General features: G+C 45.2%; 16 protein-coding genes and 1 pseudogene. 1 reads left to right on the top strand and 16 read right to left on the bottom strand.

All coding sequences use genetic code 11. The annotated features are described in order from the left end of the window. Nucleotides 1-208: 208 nt before the first annotated feature. The 13 genes from tuf to ISALK_RS11205 all read right to left on the bottom strand — a co-directional run bounded on the left by tuf (nucleotide 209) and on the right by ISALK_RS11205 (nucleotide 12817). The gene (gene tuf / locus ISALK_RS11145) at nucleotides 209-1402 is read right to left on the bottom strand and encodes an elongation factor Tu (RefSeq protein ID WP_160722254.1); all 1194 of its coding nucleotides are present in this window, start codon (nucleotides 1400-1402) and stop codon (nucleotides 209-211) included. A gap of 107 nt (nucleotides 1403-1509) precedes the next feature. Beyond that, on the bottom strand, nucleotides 1510-2181 hold the full coding sequence (gene sigH, locus ISALK_RS11150; RefSeq protein WP_160722324.1) for an RNA polymerase sporulation sigma factor SigH: 672 nt from the start codon (nucleotides 2179-2181) through the stop codon (nucleotides 1510-1512). An 87-nt stretch (nucleotides 2182-2268) separates the two neighbouring features. Next, nucleotides 2269-2778: an NYN domain-containing protein gene (locus ISALK_RS11155; protein ID WP_160722282.1), complete on the bottom strand. Its 510-nt coding sequence runs from the start codon at nucleotides 2776-2778 to the stop codon at nucleotides 2269-2271. Nucleotides 2779-2791: 13 nt separating this feature from the next. Then, nucleotides 2792-3697 (bottom strand): 23S rRNA (guanosine(2251)-2'-O)-methyltransferase RlmB, encoded by a 906-nt coding sequence (gene rlmB, locus ISALK_RS11160; RefSeq protein WP_236660360.1) that lies wholly within the window; start codon nucleotides 3695-3697, stop codon nucleotides 2792-2794. A 103-nt stretch (nucleotides 3698-3800) separates the two neighbouring features. Beyond that, nucleotides 3801-4574, bottom strand: a complete 774-nt coding sequence (gene thyX / locus ISALK_RS11165; protein ID WP_160722284.1) for an FAD-dependent thymidylate synthase — start codon at nucleotides 4572-4574, stop codon at nucleotides 3801-3803. Further along, nucleotides 4574-5002, bottom strand: coding sequence for a Mini-ribonuclease 3 (locus ISALK_RS11170; RefSeq protein WP_160722286.1), 429 nt, complete (start codon nucleotides 5000-5002; stop codon nucleotides 4574-4576). The genes thyX and ISALK_RS11170 overlap by 1 nt, the downstream gene beginning before the upstream one ends. A gap of 119 nt (nucleotides 5003-5121) precedes the next feature. Beyond that, entirely contained in the window at nucleotides 5122-6519 is a 1398-nt protein-coding gene (gene cysS, locus ISALK_RS11175; RefSeq protein ID WP_160722288.1) for a cysteine--tRNA ligase, read from the bottom strand. A 64-nt stretch (nucleotides 6520-6583) separates the two neighbouring features. Continuing rightward, the gene (gene gltX, locus ISALK_RS11180; protein WP_160722290.1) at nucleotides 6584-8062 is read right to left on the bottom strand and encodes a glutamate--tRNA ligase; all 1479 of its coding nucleotides are present in this window, start codon (nucleotides 8060-8062) and stop codon (nucleotides 6584-6586) included. A 42-nt stretch (nucleotides 8063-8104) separates the two neighbouring features. Next, nucleotides 8105-9547: a proline--tRNA ligase gene (gene proS / locus ISALK_RS11185; RefSeq protein ID WP_160722328.1), complete on the bottom strand. Its 1443-nt coding sequence runs from the start codon at nucleotides 9545-9547 to the stop codon at nucleotides 8105-8107. A 128-nt stretch (nucleotides 9548-9675) separates the two neighbouring features. Continuing rightward, the gene (ispF, locus tag ISALK_RS11190; protein WP_160722292.1) at nucleotides 9676-10161 is read right to left on the bottom strand and encodes a 2-C-methyl-D-erythritol 2,4-cyclodiphosphate synthase; all 486 of its coding nucleotides are present in this window, start codon (nucleotides 10159-10161) and stop codon (nucleotides 9676-9678) included. Nucleotides 10162-10235: 74 nt separating this feature from the next. Then, entirely contained in the window at nucleotides 10236-10970 is a 735-nt protein-coding gene (gene ispD / locus ISALK_RS11195) for a 2-C-methyl-D-erythritol 4-phosphate cytidylyltransferase (RefSeq protein ID WP_236660361.1), read from the bottom strand. Between the two features lie 83 nt (nucleotides 10971-11053). Then, complete coding sequence (locus ISALK_RS11200) at nucleotides 11054-12181, bottom strand: PIN/TRAM domain-containing protein (RefSeq protein ID WP_160722294.1); 1128 nt, start codon at nucleotides 12179-12181, stop codon at nucleotides 11054-11056. A gap of 159 nt (nucleotides 12182-12340) precedes the next feature. Next, nucleotides 12341-12817: a CarD family transcriptional regulator gene (locus ISALK_RS11205; RefSeq protein ID WP_160722296.1), complete on the bottom strand. Its 477-nt coding sequence runs from the start codon at nucleotides 12815-12817 to the stop codon at nucleotides 12341-12343. A gap of 243 nt (nucleotides 12818-13060) precedes the next feature. Between ISALK_RS11205 and ISALK_RS11210 the strand changes: the two genes are divergently transcribed. Beyond that, a complete protein-coding gene (locus ISALK_RS11210) occupies nucleotides 13061-13459 on the top strand; it encodes a DUF1573 domain-containing protein (RefSeq protein WP_160722298.1) in 399 nt (132 codons plus the stop codon). A 183-nt stretch (nucleotides 13460-13642) separates the two neighbouring features. On the opposite strand, the gene radA is transcribed toward ISALK_RS11210, so the two are convergent. From radA to fusA, 3 genes and pseudogenes are all read right to left on the bottom strand, one after another. Continuing rightward, nucleotides 13643-15007 (bottom strand): DNA repair protein RadA, encoded by a 1365-nt coding sequence (gene radA, locus ISALK_RS11215; protein ID WP_160722300.1) that lies wholly within the window; start codon nucleotides 15005-15007, stop codon nucleotides 13643-13645. Between the two features lie 142 nt (nucleotides 15008-15149). Beyond that, nucleotides 15150-16430, bottom strand: a pseudogene (gene iscB, locus ISALK_RS11220) (RNA-guided endonuclease IscB). 600 nt (nucleotides 16431-17030) lie between these two features. Then, on the bottom strand, nucleotides 17031-19106 hold the full coding sequence (gene fusA, locus ISALK_RS11225; RefSeq protein WP_160722302.1) for an elongation factor G: 2076 nt from the start codon (nucleotides 19104-19106) through the stop codon (nucleotides 17031-17033). Between the last annotated feature and the right edge of the window lie 169 nt (nucleotides 19107-19275).

Here is a 19275-nt window from a genome sequence, read left to right on the forward strand (position 1 = left end):
GCCACCGGCAGATGTTTAATGTATATCTAATGGGCAAACCAGTCTCATTAAAGCTCACCTAATAAAATCTACCATATTTCTATTGTGCTGTCAACAAAAATTATCTCCGTAAACTTTGGGGACTAGGCTTTCCTAGTCCCCAAATGGCTATTAGTTAAGTTGTTGGACAGCATTATTTACAGTATTTTTTTCGATATTTTGTACCGTGTTATTCTATAATTTGAGCTACAACACCGGCGCCTACGGTTCGTCCACCTTCTCGAATCGCAAATCGTAGACCTTCTTCCATTGCAATCGGGCTGATCAGCTCGATTTCCATGGTTACGTTGTCTCCGGGCATTACCATTTCCGTTCCTTCTCCTAGGCTGATGGAACCGGTAACGTCGGTGGTTCTGAAGAAGAACTGTGGTCGGTATCCGTCAAAGAAAGGCTTATGTCGTCCACCCTCTTCTTTTTTCAGTACGTATACTTCCCCTTTAAACTTCGTATGAGGATCAATGGTTCCCGGCTTCGCCAGTACTTGTCCTCTTTCGATTTCGTCTCGTTGGATTCCCCGTAGTAACAGTCCTACGTTGTCTCCCGCTTCTGCGTAGTCTAGTAACTTTCTAAACATTTCCACTCCCGTTACTACAAGCTTTCGCTTCTGGTCGGAAAGTCCTACCAACTCTACTTCGTCCTGTACCTTTACAGATCCCCGTTCTACCCGTCCGGTAGCTACGGTTCCTCGTCCGGTAATAGAGAATACGTCCTCTACAGGCATGGAGAAGTCTTTGTCTAAGTCTCTTTCCGGTGCAGGGATGTATTCGTCTACAGCATCAAGCAGTTCGACGATTTTGTCTCCCCATTCGCTGTCCGGATCTTCTAAGGCTTTTAGTGCAGATCCTTGAATGATTGGAATGTCGTCTCCGGGGAAGTCGTACTCGCTAAGGAGATCCCGAATTTCCATTTCCACAAGCTCTAGTAACTCTTCATCGTCTACCATGTCACACTTGTTCATGAATACTACGATGTAAGGTACGCCTACCTGTCGGGATAAAAGAATATGCTCTCGGGTTTGAGGCATTGGACCGTCGGCTGCGGATACGACTAAGATCGCTCCGTCCATTTGTGCGGCTCCCGTGATCATGTTCTTTACATAGTCCGCGTGTCCCGGGCAGTCTACGTGAGCATAGTGTCGGTTTGCGGTTTCGTACTCTACGTGGGCGGTAGAGATCGTAATACCTCTTTCCTTTTCCTCCGGTGCTTTGTCAATCTTGTCAAAGTCTACCGCAGCTCCGGTACCGTTTCGCTTATGCATGGTTATGGTTACCGCCGCGGTTAAGGTTGTCTTTCCGTGGTCTACGTGACCGATGGTCCCAATGTTTACATGGGGTTTATTTCTTTCAAATTTTGCTTTTGACATTGTTCTTCCTCCTCAATTCGGTTTTAGAGATTTCATAATTTATGTATTCCCTAATCACTTGATAACAATTTTACTATGCTTCAAACCTGGTTGTCAACACTTTATCCTTATTTATTTGCCATCTCTTTATCATGCTCCTCCAAGTAATTTTCAAGTTTTCGCTTGACTCTTTGGAGGGCATTGTCCACGGATTTGATGTGACGATTCAACTCCAGGGCCATCTCTTGATAAGACTGTCCTTCGAGATAGGCAGTTAACACTTCCCACTCCAGCTCACTGAGAACATCCCCCAGTTTTCCTTCGATAAAACCCATTTCCTCCCGGCCGATGATCAGGTCTTCCGGGTTTATGGTAGCCTGCTCCGATATCACGTCCAGTAATGTTCGATCCGACTCTTCATCATAGATGGGCTTGTTTAAAGACACATAGGAGTTCAACGGAATGTGTTTTTGCCTCGTTGCGGTTTTAATCGCCGTTATGATCTGTCGGGTAATACATAATTCTGCAAAGGCTCGAAAGGAGGATAATTTATCCGATCGATAATCTCGGATAGCCTTATAGAGACCGATCATTCCTTCTTGAACAATATCCTCTTTGTCCGCCCCGACTAAAAAATAGGACCGGGCTTTCGACTTTACAAAATTCTTGTACTTATTCATCAGGTATTCAACGGCCTCAATTTCTCCGGCCCTTGCGCTTATTACAATCTCTTCGTCAATCAAGTCCTGTTTTTTTTCCAATACGGCTTCTTTACTGCTCTTTGCAGCCCCTGTTTCCATAGACATCGCTCCCACCCCTTTTGTAAGCGTTGCAAAAACTATGCCTTAATTATAACCTAGTAAAATGCACAAAGTCAAGGACTTCGTCTATTCTTTTCTGAATTTTTCAAGCTTTCTAAGAATTTCCCCGTCGATATTTTTCGAAATGGAGTTGGAATTGATTCTTCCCAGTTTCTCACTTTTCCGGTGAATCTTCCCTTTAGCGGCATTGAAGTCCAATACCAGCTCCCGTACAGTAACCCGGGCCCCGCCGCTTCCCAGCACAATTTGCTGCTGGGCCCAGTCATTGGTGACCACGGAAACGTAATTCCGCTCCCCCAGTTCCGTGGCCAATCGTTCAATATAACTGTCAGCGGTTTCCCGCTCCTTTGTATAAACCACTTCCACGCCCTTCAGTCGTTCCTTTAACTTTTTTGTCCCCTTTACCAGGTAGGCATCAAAAACAATGATGATTTCGATCCCCTTAAAGCTTTTATACTCCGCCATCAGATCAATCAAGGCTCTTCTGGCCTCATCTAAGTTAATCTCGGCAATCTTCCGGATTTCAGGCCATCCATTAATTACATTGTATCCGTCTAAAATCAAATACTCTTTCAAGCGCCACACACCCTTAAGCCTCTTTTGTTTTTCGCTGCCGCACCACTTCATACATTAAAACCGCTCCCGCCACCGAGGCGTTCAGGGAGGAAATCGCCCCTTCCATGGGGAGTTTCACTAAAAAGTCGCATTTTTTCTTCGTCAATTCTGAAAGCCCTTTCCCTTCCCCTCCGATAACCAGGGCGATGGGACCTAACAGGTTCGCTTCATAATGGAGCTGTTCCCCCTTCATATCCGCACCTGCTATCCACAGTCCCTGCTCTTTTAAGCGGTCCATGGTTTGGGCAATATTCGGTACCTTGGCCACGGGCACGTGTTCCAGGGCGCCCTGGGCTACCTTTGCCACACTTACCGTCAGGCCTACGGATCTTCTTTTGGGAATAATAATTCCGTCCACGCCGGCGGCATTGGCGGTTCGCACCATGGAACCCAGGTTATGGGGATCCATAATCTCATCGAGAATTAAGAAAAAAGGTTCTTTTCCCTTGGTCTTTTCCAGTAAGTCTTCCAACTCCACGGTTTCATAAGCGGCAATTTCCGCAATCACCCCTTGATGGTTTCGGGTTGCCGAAATTTCATCGAGCTTTTTCCGGTCCACATACTTCACCATCACTCCTTTTTCCTTCGCCATGCCTACAATTTTTACAACGGATCCTTTTTTATCTCCGGAATCGATCAGGATTTTGTTGATGGGATGCTCCGACTTCAGAGCCTCGATCACCGGATTTCTTCCTTCGATTTGATTTGTGGACTCCTCCGTCCCCGGTTCCGGCTCTGATTCTTTACGAGGCCTTTTTTCGAAGGCTTTTCCCTTGCCCATATCCCGGGGGTTCTTTTCCGGGGGCTTGCTTTTCCCACTGCCAAACTTCTTGCCTTTATTCATCGGGGCATTTTTCCTGCTTTTTTTATTATTTTTCATATTTACACCTCTTCATTTCCCAGTATCTTTATTTTAAACACTTCTTAAACACTTCCTGATTTTCTTGTGGCAAAAAGCCACCGAAAGCCCTGGTTCCTCGGATTTATAGCTTAGCAAACCGCTCCCGAACCTCGGTGATTTCCCCGCAGGTCATGGAGCCTTCAGGGCAGGGATTTTCCAGACATTTCGGTCCCCCCTTGCCAAATACCGTAGGGGCGATCTTCTTTACCTGTGCCAGCATTTCCACCGCAAGTTCCCGAATTTCCCATTGGGCCCGGTTGCAGCAACGGTGATTGAAAAAGTGGAGCAGGGCCCTGGCGTTCATGGTAACGATAATTTTAGTCTCGCAGGCGTTGGGCAGAACGAACCGGGCATCTTCGATGGCTTTTTTCTTGGCCATTTTCTCCGCATTTTTTTCCGTTTCTCCCTTTTCCCTATAGAGTGCGGTGTAATCTCTAAACAGTTCCTCGGTGATCGCTTCGTAATACTCTCCGCTTTTCTCCATGGCTTTTAGGTATTTTTCCTTCGCCTTTGGCCTTTTATCAATTTCCGGTGGGATGATGTAGGCAAAATCCTTCTCCTCCACATAGCGCTGACTTTTTTGGGAGTAGCTGGCCCCGATGCGGTGGCGCACCAGCTGATGGGTTAGACTTCTGGAAACGCCCTCAATCCCGAAGGTAAAGGAAATATGCTCCAGAGGAGATTCATGCCCCATGCCTACCAGCATCTTTACAAACTTCTGGTTTTTCTCCTCATCGGACTGTTCCATGGTTCCTTCGATCCCCTTCGGGGAATAACAAAGCTTTGCAGCCCCGGCAATCACCTTTTCCGGGTCCGGGGTATGGGTAATCAAATGAACACTTAATCGACTCTGCATCATTTTTCCTCCTCTAGAATTATTTCCACCGCTCTTTTCATGACTTCCATTAAACGCTCATGCCGCTCCTGGCAGAAGAGAAAGCCGATCAAGGCTTCAAACCCGGTGGCATATCGGTAGTCCCCGATATCCGAATTCTTCGGCACGGTTTTGGATTTTTGGTTCCTTCCCTTTTTAACAATCACCCATTCCTCTTCGGTCAGTTCCGGTTCCAGGGCCAGCACAATATCCGCCTGGGCTTTCGCCCGTACGTATTTCACCGCCCTTTTATGCAGCTTATCCACGGATAAATCCGGATTTTCGATCAGGACCTTTCGGATATACACTTCGTAAACCGCATCCCCCACATAGGCCAGGGCCAGGGGCGAGGTTTGTTTTACATCGATGGTTGTCTTGCTTTCTTTGAATTTTTCTAAGAATTCCTCCATAGATCTCCTACCTTTCCTTTCCCATATTATATTGCAAAAATAAGAAAAACACAACTTCTCCGTAGCCCTAAATCCCCTACAAAGAAGCGGTGTTTTCTTATGGATTGATCAACCGATCCTTAAGACTTCCTTCGCCACTGCACCCCTTGAGGGGTGTCTTTCAACTCGATGCCTAACCCCTGAAGGCGATCCCGAATTTCATCCGCCAGTTCATAATCTTTGTTTTTTCTGGCTTCCTGTCGCTGCTCAATTAAGGCTTCAATCTCCTCTTCCAGGACTTCCTCTTCCTGCTCTAAGAGTCCCAGCACACCGGTTAATCGCTTTAACAGTTCCAGGCCTCGGGAAACCGTCTCCCCGGAGGTGCCTTCCCCGATATGGGTATTCAGGTCCTTTACCAGGTCAAAGATAACGGAAATCCCGTCGGCAGTGTTAAAGTCGTCATCCATCTTTCGGATAAATCTTTCTTCATATTCCTCCAGTCGCTTTACCAGCTCTTTTTCCTCTTCGGAAGATCCCGGGCTTCCCCCGCTTTCCAGCAGTCGCTCCAGATTCTCCTTGCTATGGTATAGCCGTTCCAAACCACTTTTAGCGGAAATCAATAATTCCTTACTGAAATTCAACGGGTTTCGGTAATGGGCGGAGAGCATGAAGAACCGCAGGACCTCCAGGTCAAACTCCCTTCGAATATCCCGGACCGTAAAGAAATTCCCCAGGGATTTGGACATTTTTTCATTATTTACATTGAGATACCCTACATGAATCCAATAATTTGCAAAGGTTTTTCCTGTGGCGGCCTCACTTTGAGCCACTTCATTTTCATGATGGGGAAACACCAGGTCTCCTCCCCCTCCGTGGATGTCAATGGTTTCTCCTAAATACTTCTTCGCCATGGCGGAGCATTCGATGTGCCATCCCGGCCGGCCTTTTCCCCAGGGGCTTTCCCAGCTGGGCTCCCCTTCCTTTGAGGATTTCCACAGCACAAAATCCAGGGGACTTTTTTTCCGCTCATCCACCTCTACCCTGGAACCCTGCTGCAGGTCCTCCAGGTTTTGCTTTGACAGCCTTCCGTAATCTTTATAACCGGTAACATCAAAATAAACGTCCCCCTGGATTTCATAGGCATAGCCCTTCTCCTGGAGGGTACGGATAATTTCAATGATTTCGGGAATGTTCTCCGTTACCTTGGGGTGAACATCCGCCCTTTCAATTCCCAAGCTGTCCGCATCTTTGAAGTACTCTTTAATAAACTTCTCACTGATCGCCTCGGAAGTTACGCCCTGGTCCTTGGCCTTATTAATAATTTTGTCGTCGATATCCGTGAAATTTTGCACAAAGTGCACCTTGTATCCCCGGTACTGAAAATACCTTCGCATGGCATCAAAGACCATAAAGGTTCGTGCATTCCCTATATGAAATAAATCATAGACCGTGGGGCCGCAAGCATACATCCTTATTTCCCCGGGGACCAGGGGCTGAAAATCTTCCTTTTCCTTTGTCAGCGTATTATACAGTTTCATTAAGCCAAACCTCCTTTGATCCTTCGGTGTCGCAAGAGAACTTTAAGTATCGACCCTAAGTCCTTTACTTTTTTAATTGTGTCTGTACGAATTCGATTCGCTTTAAGAGCTTTTCCCGTCCCAAAACCTTCATGACCAAGGTAAGATCAGGCCCCTGGGTCTCGCCGGTAACCGCCACTCTTGCAGGTTTGAAAAGTTTCGGCCCCTTGGCCCCCACTTCTTTTTTAAGATCCTTAAATACCTGCTTGCCGAAGGCTTCGTCAATAACCTCCGCCATTTTCACCTTTTCATAAAAGGCCTCCAACAGCTGCTCGATATGATCATCCCCCAGGATTTCCCTACCCTCAGGGGTGATTTCTATTTCCTCTTTAAAGAACATCTCCGCTTTTTCAGGTACCTGGGCCATATAATCCAGATACTCTTTAAGGACTTCCATCAGATCTTTTACCCAATGGATTTCCGCCTCACCCTGTCCGGACTTTAAGTATCCCGCTTCTTCCAGATAAGGAATGGCCAGTTTCGCCAGACGGTGGTTATCCGCCTCTTTAATGTAATGATTGTTCATCCAGTTGAGTTTTTCCACATCGAAGACCCCGCCGCTTTTGGATACCCGTTTTAAGTCAAACTTCTCCTGCAGTTCCTCCATGGTAAAAATCTCCTGGTTATCCTCGGGACTCCAGCCGATCAAGGCAATGTAATTCACCAGGGCCTCGGGTAGATAGCCCTTCTTTTTAAAGTCCTCCACGGCTACGTCCCCTTGCCGCTTGCTGAGCTTTTTCTTGTCCTTATTCAAAATATTGGGCAGGTGCACATATTTAGGAACATCCCAACCAAAGGATTTGTATAAATGAATATGTTTCGGTGTGGAGGTTACCCATTCTTCCCCTCGAATAATATGAGTGATCCCCATTAAATAGTCATCCACCACCACGGCGAAATGATAGGTGGGGAATCCGTCGGATTTAATAAGCACCTGGTCATCGATGTCATCGGTATGAAAGGACATTTTTCCCCGCACCATGTCCTCAAACACAATTTCCTCCTTTTCCGGAAGCTTTAACCGGATCACATGCTCTTCATTGTTTTCTATTTTCTCGTTTACTTCCTCTTGGGAAAGCCCCTTACAATGGCCGTCGTATTTCGGCGTTTCCCCCCGGGCCTTTTGTTCTTCCCTTATTCGATCGATTCTTTCCATGGAACAGAAACAAGGATAAGCATCTCCCTGATGAAGCAGCTGCTTAATATGTTTTTGATAAATTTCCAATCTTCTGGACTGCATATAGGGACCGAATTCTCCCTCTTCCATTAATTGCCCGTTTTCCAGTTGAAAGCCTTCATCATGATTGACTCCTGCCCAGTTCATGGATTCAACCATGCCTTCAATGGCGCCTTCCACATAACGGGCCCGATCCGTATCCTCAATACGAAGGATGTATTTTCCGCCCTTTCCCTTGGCAAATAAATAATTGTATAAGGCGGTTCTAAGACTTCCGATATGCACAAATCCCGTTGGACTGGGAGCAAACCTTACTCTTACCGACATTGATATTCCTCCTTTATCGCTTCTAGGGTCTTCCTTTTACTATTAATAGGCCTTGGCAAAATAGGTTACAGACTTTCCTTCTTTTCCGCAGAAGGGGCAGTCGCCGCCTAGGTCTTCCTGTTCAAAGGGGATGCACCGCATGGTGGCCCCGGTTTCTTTTTTGATCGTCTCTTCACACTGGGGATCTACGCACCAGTTGGCCTTAACAAAACCCTGGGTGGTATCCATAATTTCCTTTAATTCCTCTAGACTCTTGGCATAGAAAGTATTTTCATCCCGCATTTTTTTAGCCTTTTCAAATAAATTGGTGTTGATTTCCTTTAAGAGTTCCGGAATCCGGGCCTCCAGTTCCCCTATGGGTACCGGCGTTTTCTCCAGGGTATCCCGGCGGACAACCATCACTTGTTTATTCTCAATGTCCCGGGGGCCGATTTCGATCCGTAGGGGGGCCCCTTTCATTTCCCATTCGTTAAACTTCCAGCCGGGGGAATAGTTTTCCCGATCGTCAAGCTCCACCCGGGCAAGATCCTTCAATTGTTCAAAGATCTCCGAGGCTTTATCCAGCACGCCTTCTTTATGAGTGGCAATCGGTACAATCGCCACTTGGGTCGGTGCCACCCCCGGAGGGAGAACCAGTCCCCGGTTATCTCCATGGACCATGATAATGCCTCCGATCAGTCTTGTGGAAATTCCCCAAGAGGTATGATAAGGATAGGCTTGTTTGCCTTCCCGGCTTAAGTAGCTGATGTCAAAGGCCTTGGTAAAGTGCTGAGCTAAATTATGGGAAGTCCCGGCCTGCAGGGCTTTTCCGTCATGCATTAGGGCTTCCATGGTATAGGTGGCGTGGGCTCCGGCGAACTTCTCTTTTTCGCTTTTGATACCTACAATCACCGGCATGGCCAGCAGTTCCTCCGCCGTTTCTTTATAAATATTGAGCATTTGCAGGGTTTCTTCCTGGGCTTCTTCTTCGGTTTCGTGCAGGGTATGACCTTCCTGCCATAAAAATTCCGAGGTTCTTAGGAAAGGCCGGGTGGATTTTTCCCACCGTACCACATTGCACCACTGGTTATATAGGAAAGGAAGATCCCGATAGGAGTTTAGCCACCGGGAATACATTTCGCAGATGATCGTCTCCGACGTCGGTCGAATCGCCAGTCGTTCTGCTAATTCTTCATCCCCTCCGTGGGTTACCCAGGCCACTTCCGGAGCAAAACCTTCCACATGCTCCGCTTCCTTCTTTAATAAGCTTTCGGGAATCAATAAGGGGAAATAACAGTTTTTATGCCCCGTATCTTTGAATCTTTTGTCCACATAGGCCTGCAGATTTTCCCAAATGGCAAATCCATAGGGCTTAATTGCCATAAAACCTTTTACCGGGGAATAATCCACTAAATCGGTTTTCTTAATAACGTCGGTATACCACTTTGCAAAATCCTGCTCCATCGGAGTGATTTCTTCTACAAATTCTTTTTTCTTTTTTCCCATTTTTTCACGCTCCATTTTTTTATTCCTCTACTGAGTAAAAAAACCCATCCCTAACCTATAGAGATGAGCGCTGTATAATGCATTAAAACTCATTTTATCCCATTAGGCTCTGTCAGTCAAGTTTCCGGTTAAGAGGATGATTGAATATTTTCGATGCTGGCAATTGCCATGGAGGCAATCCCTTCTTTCCTTCCTTCAAAGCCCAGGCCTTCCGTGGTTGTGGCTTTGATATTGATTTGCCCCTCGGAAATGGCCAGGGCCTTTGCAATGCTCCGGACCATCTCCGGAATATAGGGAGCCATTTTCGGCTTTTCCGCGATGAGGGTTCCGTCAATATTATTCACTTGATAACCCTCCCGGTTTAATAATTTCCCTACATGAACTAACAGTTCCATGCTGTCGGCCCCTTTATAGGCCGGGTCGGTATCGGGAAAATGTTTTCCGATATCCCCTAATGCGGCGGCGCCCAGCAGGGCATCCTTTATGGCATGCAATAAAACGTCGGCATCGGAATGCCCCATCAAACCTTTTTCATAGGGAATTGCAATCCCCCCAAGAATCAAGGGCCGTCCTTGCTGAAATTTATGTACGTCATATCCCATTCCCACTCTCATAGGTTAACCTCCTTTCTTTTCACGGATTCTTATTATTTTTTAATTATAAAAGATTTCCCCCTAAAACAAAAGCCTTACAGAAACAGGGGGTTTATTTTCCTTCTTTTTATGATGCCCTCACCGATTTCCAAATCCTCCGGTGTGGTGATTTTCATATTCTCATAGTTTCCCCGGACCATTTTCACTTTAATTCCCAGAGCTTCCACCAGCATGGCATCGTCGGTCACCGAAAGGTTTTCTGCCGCTCTTTTTTTATGGGCTTGGAGGATCACCTCTTTTTTAAAGGTTTGAGGCGTCTGAACAAGCCATAGGTTTTCCCTTTTCGGCGTATCCTTCACAAAACCCTCCTCATCGATGACTTTAATGGTGTCCTTAACCGGCATCCCTACAATGGAGCAGCCATGGATCTTTGCGGCTTGAATGCTTTCCTCCAGGATCCCGTCGGTTACAAAGGGCCGGGCCCCATCATGGATCACCACCATATCCGAGGCTTCGGATACGGCTTTAATACCGTTATACACCGAATGGTACCGCTCCTCTCCCCCCTCCACAATGCTTTTGATCTTGGTGAAGTTGAATTTTTCCACAATCCGCTCTCTTGAAAACTCCACTTCCCCCTTTCCCACCACAAGCACGATTTCATCGATTTTTGAATAATTTTCAAAATGCCCCAGGGTGTGGGCCAATATAGGGATCCCCATTAAATCGATGTACTGCTTATTATAGGTTCTTTCCATTCTTTTTCCCTTTCCCCCGGCCACCACAATTGCGCTGACCCCTTGGCTTTGATTCTCTTCTTTATTTCCCAAGGTTTCCACCTCCTGTTTCCGTCGATTGATGATTCGGGAAAAGGGGAGCCTTATTTGCTAAAGCCCCCCTTTGTAAGCTATGCTTATGCGGATTTTCCTTCCATTTTCTTCGGTTTGGCAAAAATCATTCTTCCCGCTGCGGTTTGCAGTACACTGGTGACTAAGACCTCTATGGTGTTTCCGATGTGTTTTCGGCCGCTTTCCACTACGATCATGGTTCCATCGTCTAGATAAGCCAGTCCCTGACCGGATTCCTTACCGTCTTTAATCACTTCCACTTCCATTTCTTCCCCGGGAAGCACCACGGGTTTTACCGCATTTGCCAGCTCATTAATGTTAAGTACGGGAACGCCTTGAAACTCCGCGACTTTGTTCAGGTTGTAGTCATTGGTGATGACTTTGCCTCCCAGTTGTTGGGCCAGTTTTAACAGTTTAACATCCACCTCTAAATTTTCTTCATAGGCCTGTTCAAAGCCATGGTCTAGAATATTCACTTCAATATCCAGTTCTTTTTGGATGATGTTTAACACATCCAACCCCCGTCTTCCCCGGTTTCGTTTTAAGGCTGCTGAGGAGTCCGCCACATGGCGCAGTTCCTCCAGCACAAACTCGGGAATAATCAGGGGCCCTTCTAAAAACTCGGTTTTACAAATGTCTGCAATCCGTCCGTCAATAATTACACTGGTATCTAAAATTTTGGGACAGGGCCGGGAACTGTCATTCTTAATTTTTTCAATCTCTTTTTCACAATCCTTCTCCGTGCCGAAGCCCGGAAAGGTATTCAACAATGAAATATCCTGACCTCGTTTGGTGGCCAGGCTTACGCCGAGATATCCTAAAAAGATCGCCACTAGTATTGATAGAATCGTACCGATAAATGGAAAGGGGATATTTCCCAACAATCTGCTGATGATATACGCCAGGATAAGTCCGATTAAAAGCCCGATGGATCCGAAAATAATGTCCGAGGTGGGGACCTTTGAGAGTTCCTGTTCTATCCAATTTGCCACACCTCTGCCGAATTTAATGATTAATGGAGAAACTAAGAAAAATATAAGTCCGCCGAACAATAATGACACAGAGTAGCCCAGAACCATATACCAAAAATTATTTGCGATACCCTCATAAAACTGTGCGCCATTATGAAAAAGCAATGCTCCGGATACTCCCCCCAGCAAGGCAAAAATCCACCTTACAATTTTGTTAACCATTCCTTCACCTCCTGTTTTTTGTAGTTTTTATGTTAAATTTTTAATGTAGGCCCATTGCCGTTGCAACCCTTTTTATACCCTTTACCCCTAGCTTTAAACGGAAAAATCAGCTGTTCCAAAGGCCATTTTACCCAATCAGAACTTCACTCAATCAGAACTTCACTCAATCAGAACTTCTATTTCTGTTAATAAGTCCTCCTTGCTTCTTCCCGTGGCTAAAATCAGTTCACTTAACAGAACTTGTTTAGCATTTTGCATGATTTTTCGTTCCCCGGTGGACAGGGCTTTCTCCCGGTCTTTCAGGGTTAAGTTCCTCACCACTTCCGCCACTTCGAAAACATCCCCGGTCTTTATTCGATCCATATTCGCCCGGTATCTTTTATTCCAGTTTGCAGACATTTCTGTGATTTGAGCGGATAAAACCGCAAAAACCAACTCCACTTCCCGTTGATTAATGATTTCACGAATTCCGATCTGATCCATGCCATCCAGGGGAATCATGACCTTCATATCATCCAGAGGCATTTTCATAATATAGTATCGTCTTAACTCTCCCAGGATTTCCTTTTCTTCAATCGCTTCAATAACCCCTGCTCCATGAACAGGATAAACCACTTTATCACCAATAGTATACATATAATTTCCTCCAGATTCTCTATTTGCTCTCCTTTAAATTATACCCCATACCACTTAATCAGTCAAACAAACCACATATTTTATCATAGGCTTTTTTTTCTGTCAATATTCCTTTCAAAGATGCACTTTTGCCCTATCCTTCAGGAATCCCTCTAAATAATCCCCTATTTCCATTGACAACCGGTTCTTTGAAAAAGTATAATATAGCTAAAGATTACTAAACAAATCCGAGGGGTTGAAATTATGGACAAAAATTTTTCGTTAGGTGAATTCCAAGCCTTAGTGGATGAAGTCTTAATTCGCCATAAAAGCATTCTTGATATTTTAAGCAAAGTCCAGGAAAGCAGCGCAAGGGTAAACCGTGCAGTGGCCAAGGCCAGTACCAGTTGCGGTTGTATAAAAATCTGTGCGGAAAAACCGGAAGTTCCCGATGACATCACTTTTTCAAAACTCAAATCCCACATGTCGGACCACGTCGAGGGAGAACTTTGCACCACCTGTGAAGAGAAGATCAAACAGGAAATTTCAACGAATTTATTCTATCTCTTTGCCCTATGCAACACCTTCGATTTTGACACGGAAAAAATGACGGAGGATTATTACAAACAACTGAAACTTCTCGGAAAGTACGGACTGCTGTAAAACAGGGACCGCTATGAAAGCGGAACCGCTGTAAAAAATCCGGGAGGCGCTCCCGTAAACCAAGCCGGAGGATTCTTCCTCCGGCTTGGTTTTTTTTTGCCTCTTATTTGTCTTTTTGTTTTTTATCTTTTCTTGTTTTTATGCCTCCTGTGTTTCTTTAGGATGCTTCAGCAAATGGATGAATCAACGAATAATATCCTGCACCGCCTGCCGCAAGGTATCCACTCCCAGAAGGTTTTTCGAGCCCATATTCAGTTTCTTTTTGTTGCGGTTGGAAATCATCACCGACTCAAAACCCATTTTCATCCCTTCCTTAATCATCTTCTCTGCATTAGCCACCGGTCGGATTTCTCCGGTTAGGCTGAGCTCTCCGATGGCCATGACTTTTCTTGAGGGCAGCTCCAGACCTTTCACGCTACTGTAAATACTCAGGGCCACCCCTAAATCATAGGAGGTCCCTTCGAGCTTCAGCCCCCCTACCACATTCACATAAACATCGTAATTCCCCAGGGGGATATTCAGTTTCTTTTCCAAAACCGCGATAATTAAATTCAGCCGATTATGATCAATGCCTACGGCGGTTCGCCGGGCGAAGCCGATGTTGTTTTCCGTCACCAGGGCTTGAATTTCCACAAGTAAGGGCCGGGTCCCCTCCACAGTGGACACCACAATCGCCCCTTCATTTTTTTCATTCAGGGTTTCCAGAAAAAGCTCTGAAGGGTTGAAGATTTCAATCAGCCCTTCCTCTCGCATTTCGAAAACCCCGATTTCACTGGTGGTTCCGAAGCGGTTTTTCAGCGCCCGAAGGATTCGAAATTCCATGGTTCGTTCCCCTTCAAAGTGAAGCACCGCATCCACCATATGCTCTAGGACCCGGGGCCCCGCCAGCTCCCCCTGTTTTGTTACATGAGCCACAATAAAGATGGGAATGTTGGTGGTCTTTGCAATGCGCATCAGGTTATTAACGCACTCCTTCACCTGGGATACGCTGCCGGGGGCCGAAGTTAAATCCTCCCGGTAGAGGGTTTGAATGGAGTCCACTATCAAAAATTTCGGTTCGTAGGTGCTCACGTATTCCTCCACCACCCCGATATTGGTCTCCGATACGATCAGTAAATCCTCTTCCATGGCTCCTAAACGTTCCGCCCGCATTTTGATCTGCTCCTCGGATTCCTCACCGGATACATAGAGGACTTTTCCATAGGCCTTTGCCATATTGCTGCTACACTGAAGAATCAATGTGGATTTTCCGATCCCCGGTTCCCCGGAGATCAGACACAGGGAGCCCTTCACTATTCCTCCTCCAAGCACCCGGTTAAGCTCTTCTATTTTTGTGTCGTAGCGGGAATACTCCCCGGAGGTGATTTTTGTAATGCTTTGGGGTTTCTTACTGGGCCCCGTGGTAGCGGACCGCTTGGTTTCCTTCTTCGAGGCCACCCGTTCTTCCTCGAAGGTGTTCCACTGTTGACAGCCGGGGCACCGGCCCATCCACTTAGGACTTTCGTAACCGCACTCGGTACAACAGAATTTCGTTTTCGCTTTTGCCATATAATCGCTCCTATGTCTGTTTCTTTTGTTCCAGTACCAATTCACCCTCTACTTCCTTCAGGATGAAATGATTCCCGGCTTGCACCTCATTTTCCAGCACCTTCTCGGATATTTTATAATGGATTCAAGAATACTCGTGACTTTAGTCGTGAGATGAATTGAATCGGTCTTGAATTGGTTTTGAATCAATCATTGCATTACTTCTTGCAGTAATTCTCTTGCAGTTTTTTAACTTTGGAGTCTTATAACCCTTTGGTGCTGTACTAAAATCTATCTTTGTTGCGTGAATGTCCATTAAAATAGCATAACCGGAAGTCATTCTTCCTTTAATAAAATACGTTTTTCCTAAGTAAGATACTTTGTCAAATTTTCTAAAACCTTGGATCTTACCTGTAGGAATTGATTGTTGGCTTCGAATCCCTTTGGTTTGCTGATAATCGCCACTGCTTACTTGTTTTTTTAACAATACCTTTTCTATACTGACTTCAACGTTCTTCCCTTGACTGGCAATAACGACAGCATCCATATAGTGTTCTTTTGGTAATCCTAACAACTGTCTGTGCTCTTTGGTTATAAATCCAAAAGTTTCCCTTGCCTCCGGAATTCTTTTTAATAATTGCATTCTCATACTGTTCATTTGTGTAGCATGTTTTAGATCGCCTTTCTGTTTTCCGGATAACATTATTTGTATAAGGTGTAAATGAACCTTGTCATGACAGCTTTTACATAAGGTAAGTAAATTTTCCGGTTCATCAGCGCCACCGTTTTTTCTAAATACAATATGATGCACTTCTAATCGTTGATTCCTAGACTTACCACTACAGTATTGACAGGTATGGTTATCTCTATGCAAAACATAGGCCTTGGCATTGGCATAACCATAGTTCACTCCGCGTTGGTATAATAACTTATTCTTTAATACCTCCGGGTTTTTCAGCGCATGAGAATCAAAGTTGGCGGTTTCTAACACCATGTTACTAATCGGTAATATGGACTGAACAAAATGAATTTCTTTCATATGCGCATGAAACTTACTGGTCATGGTTGGGGAAAAACGGTGTTTTTTAATGCTGTTTTTCCGATTCCTCCAACGGGGCTTACGGTATCTCGTTTTTCTGCTGCGTCGGGTTCGTCAATACTTGCCCCGTCTTGTCAGTTTTTCCGAAATATCATTTCGAAGTGTTATTTCTGATACATAGACCACTTTGGATTTTTCAGTAACGGCAGCGACACCCACCTTAGAACTACCGGTATCCATACCAAGGGTAATGTCTTGAATATAAGAGCTTGTGTTGTATAACAATTGGATGGTAAAGGGTGTTTTTGACTTGACTTTTGCTTTGCCTTGTTTTAGTAACAACCGGGCGATTACATTATGGCAAGGCATAAGCGGTTGTTTTTCTTGATTAATAACATAAACCATAATGTAACCTCCTTAACAGGTAAATCCTCTACATAACTGTAGGTAATGCGTATCCTTGTACTGTTACCACACAAGGAATCCGACTTCATCTCGACAATGATCACTAGGCTTTTTACGTATATATCACCGAAGCGTTCCCTTAACTTCTACTTAAATATATACGATAGAGCAACGGTCTGATGCGTCAACCGAGGGTATCATAACCTAACAATCGTAGGGACTATTTCTAATCACTAAGTCTGGTGAACCAAGACTTTTAGAAGCCTAAGACTTTAGTCGTGGGAGGTTCACTTTCCATATATTTTGTATGCCCCACGTCAGGGGTCTTGCCCCAAACTGGGGATCATAATAGTTTTTCCATCATGATATTCCTAGCATATCATACTAGCCCTCCTTGTATAATATGTTTATGAGACTTTTTTTAAAAAGCTCTTTCCTGGTTGATAATTATCCATTATACCAAACTTCAAACAGGGGGTTTAGAAAGCATTTATAATCCCCCCGGCGGGGCCGTCTTTCCAGAAAAAAGAGCCCACCACAATTGATAGGCTCTAATACTTTCTTGGTGACGTTTTCTTGGTGCGGTCTTCTTACCTTTAATTAATCCTGTTCATTCTCCTCGATTAGGGATTCTATAATTTTCTTGCTTAAGCTTGAGGGAACTTCATCGTATCTTAAGAATTCCATATCGAAGGTTCCTCTTGCCTGGGTCATGGAACGAAGGTCAATGGCGTATTTAAACATTTCCGACTGGGGTACTTCCGCCGTGACCATCTGCTTTCCGTTATCCTGAGGCATCATGCCGTTGATTTTTCCTCTTCGTTTATTCAAGTCTCCCATAACATCCCCCATATAATCCTCCGGTACCTGGATCTCCACTTTTACAATCGGTTCCAATAACACAGGATTGGCCTGTTCCATTCCCTTCTTAAAGGCAATGGAAGCCGCCACTTTAAATGCCATCTCCGAAGAATCCACGTCATGGTAGGATCCATCGTATAGGGTCGCTTTAATTTTGGTTACCGGTTGTCCCGCTAAAACTCCTTTTTCCATACTCTCAAGAAGCCCTTTTTCCACTGCCGGGATATAGGCCTTCGGCACGGAACCGCCGACGATTTTTTCCACAAACTCAAAGGGTTCCGCCGAAGGTTCAAAGGTCATTCTCACGTCTCCGTATTGCCCGTGGCCTCCGGATTGTTTTTTATGCTTCCCTTGAACATCGGATTTGCCTTTGATGGTTTCCCGGTAGGGAACTTTCGCATCTTCTAAATCCAGGTCCACACCGAATTTGTTCTTAAGCTTATTGCAAATTATTTTAATATGCAGTTCCCCCTGTCCCCGTATCAGGGTTTGCTTGGTTTCCTTATTCCGTTCGAATCTAAAGGAGGGATCCTCTTCGAAGAGCTTTTGAAGACCGGTGCTGATTTTTTCCTCATCCCCCCGGGCTTTCGGTTTGATGGCCAAGGTCAGTTGGGGTTCATCAAATTCGATGGGGCTGAATACCACGGGGTGGTCGATGCTGCAAAGCGTATCCCCCGTATTGGTATACTGCAGTTTGGAAACCGCGGCGATATCTCCGGCTCTTACCTCCGTTACCTCGGACTGTTCCTTTCCCCGAAGTAAAAAGGGCGTTCCCATTTTTTCTTTTTGGTCCTTATTGGCGTTCAGCACTTCCGTATCAGACTTCAGGGAACCGGAAAACACTTTGAAAATCGTGATTTTCCCCAAATAGGGATCCACAATGGTTTTGAATACCTGGGCGGAAAAGGGCTCTTCCGGTTCAAAACCCCGTACCACTTCTTCTTCGCTTTGAGGGTTGATCCCTTCTTTCGGAGGCATATCCTCCGCTGAGGGGGAGTAGTCCACTAACATATCCAACAGGGTATGAATTCCGATGTTCTTCACCGTGGAACCGCAAATAACGGGAACGATATCCCCGGAAATCACGCCGCTTCGAAGTCCTTTTTGAATCTCCTCCTCGGTAAATTCCTCCCCTTCAAAATACTTTTCCAGTAATTCTTCATCACTTTCCGCCACAGACTCGATTAACATCTCTCTCATGGACTCCGCTTCCCCCAACTTCTCCTGGGGAATTTCTTTTTCTATACAATCCGTGCCCGTATATTCTCTGGCAATCATCTTTACTACGTTCACATTCCCGATAAAACTATCGTTTTCTCCCAGGGGAATCTGAAAGGGTGCCACTTTTTTACCGAACTTTTCCCGTAGCTCCGCCAATACCTTGGGAAAATCCGCATTTTCCTTATCCATTTTGTTTATAAAAATAAAGGTCGGTCGGTCTTTATCCATGGCATAATCCCAGGCGCTTTCCGTTCCAACTTCAATGCCTCCTGTGGCATCCACCATAATCAGAAGACTTCCCGCAAACTTTCTTGCGCTTTGCACCTCTCCGATAAAATCAAAGTATCCCGGGGTATCCAGAAAATTAACTTTATGGTCCTTCCATTCTATGGGGATTAACGAAGTGCTGATGGAAGTTTTTCGATCGATTTCTTCTTTATCAAAATCCGAAGTTGTATTCCCATCATCCACATTTCCGATTCGATTTTTTGCCTTCGCACTGTACAGGGCGGCTTCCGTTAAGGTAGTCTTTCCGCTTCCACCGTGACCCAGTACCGCAACATTTCTGATTTCTTTCCCGTTATAAACTCTCATATACTTCCCTCCAGTTTAGGTTAGAATTTTTTGACTTAATATACTATTCTATATCTTTCATCGAATCCCTCTTTTTTTTGGCCAAAAATTTAGATTTTTTTTATTTCCGGGGCCAATTTTTTTCAGATATGTTATAATAGATTTTGAACGTTTCAACAAAAATCACAAG

Origin of the sequence: Isachenkonia alkalipeptolytica (assembly GCF_009910325.1) — a bacterium.
In the GTDB taxonomy this organism is placed as follows: Bacteria; Bacillota; Clostridia; order Peptostreptococcales; family T1SED10-28; genus Isachenkonia; species Isachenkonia alkalipeptolytica.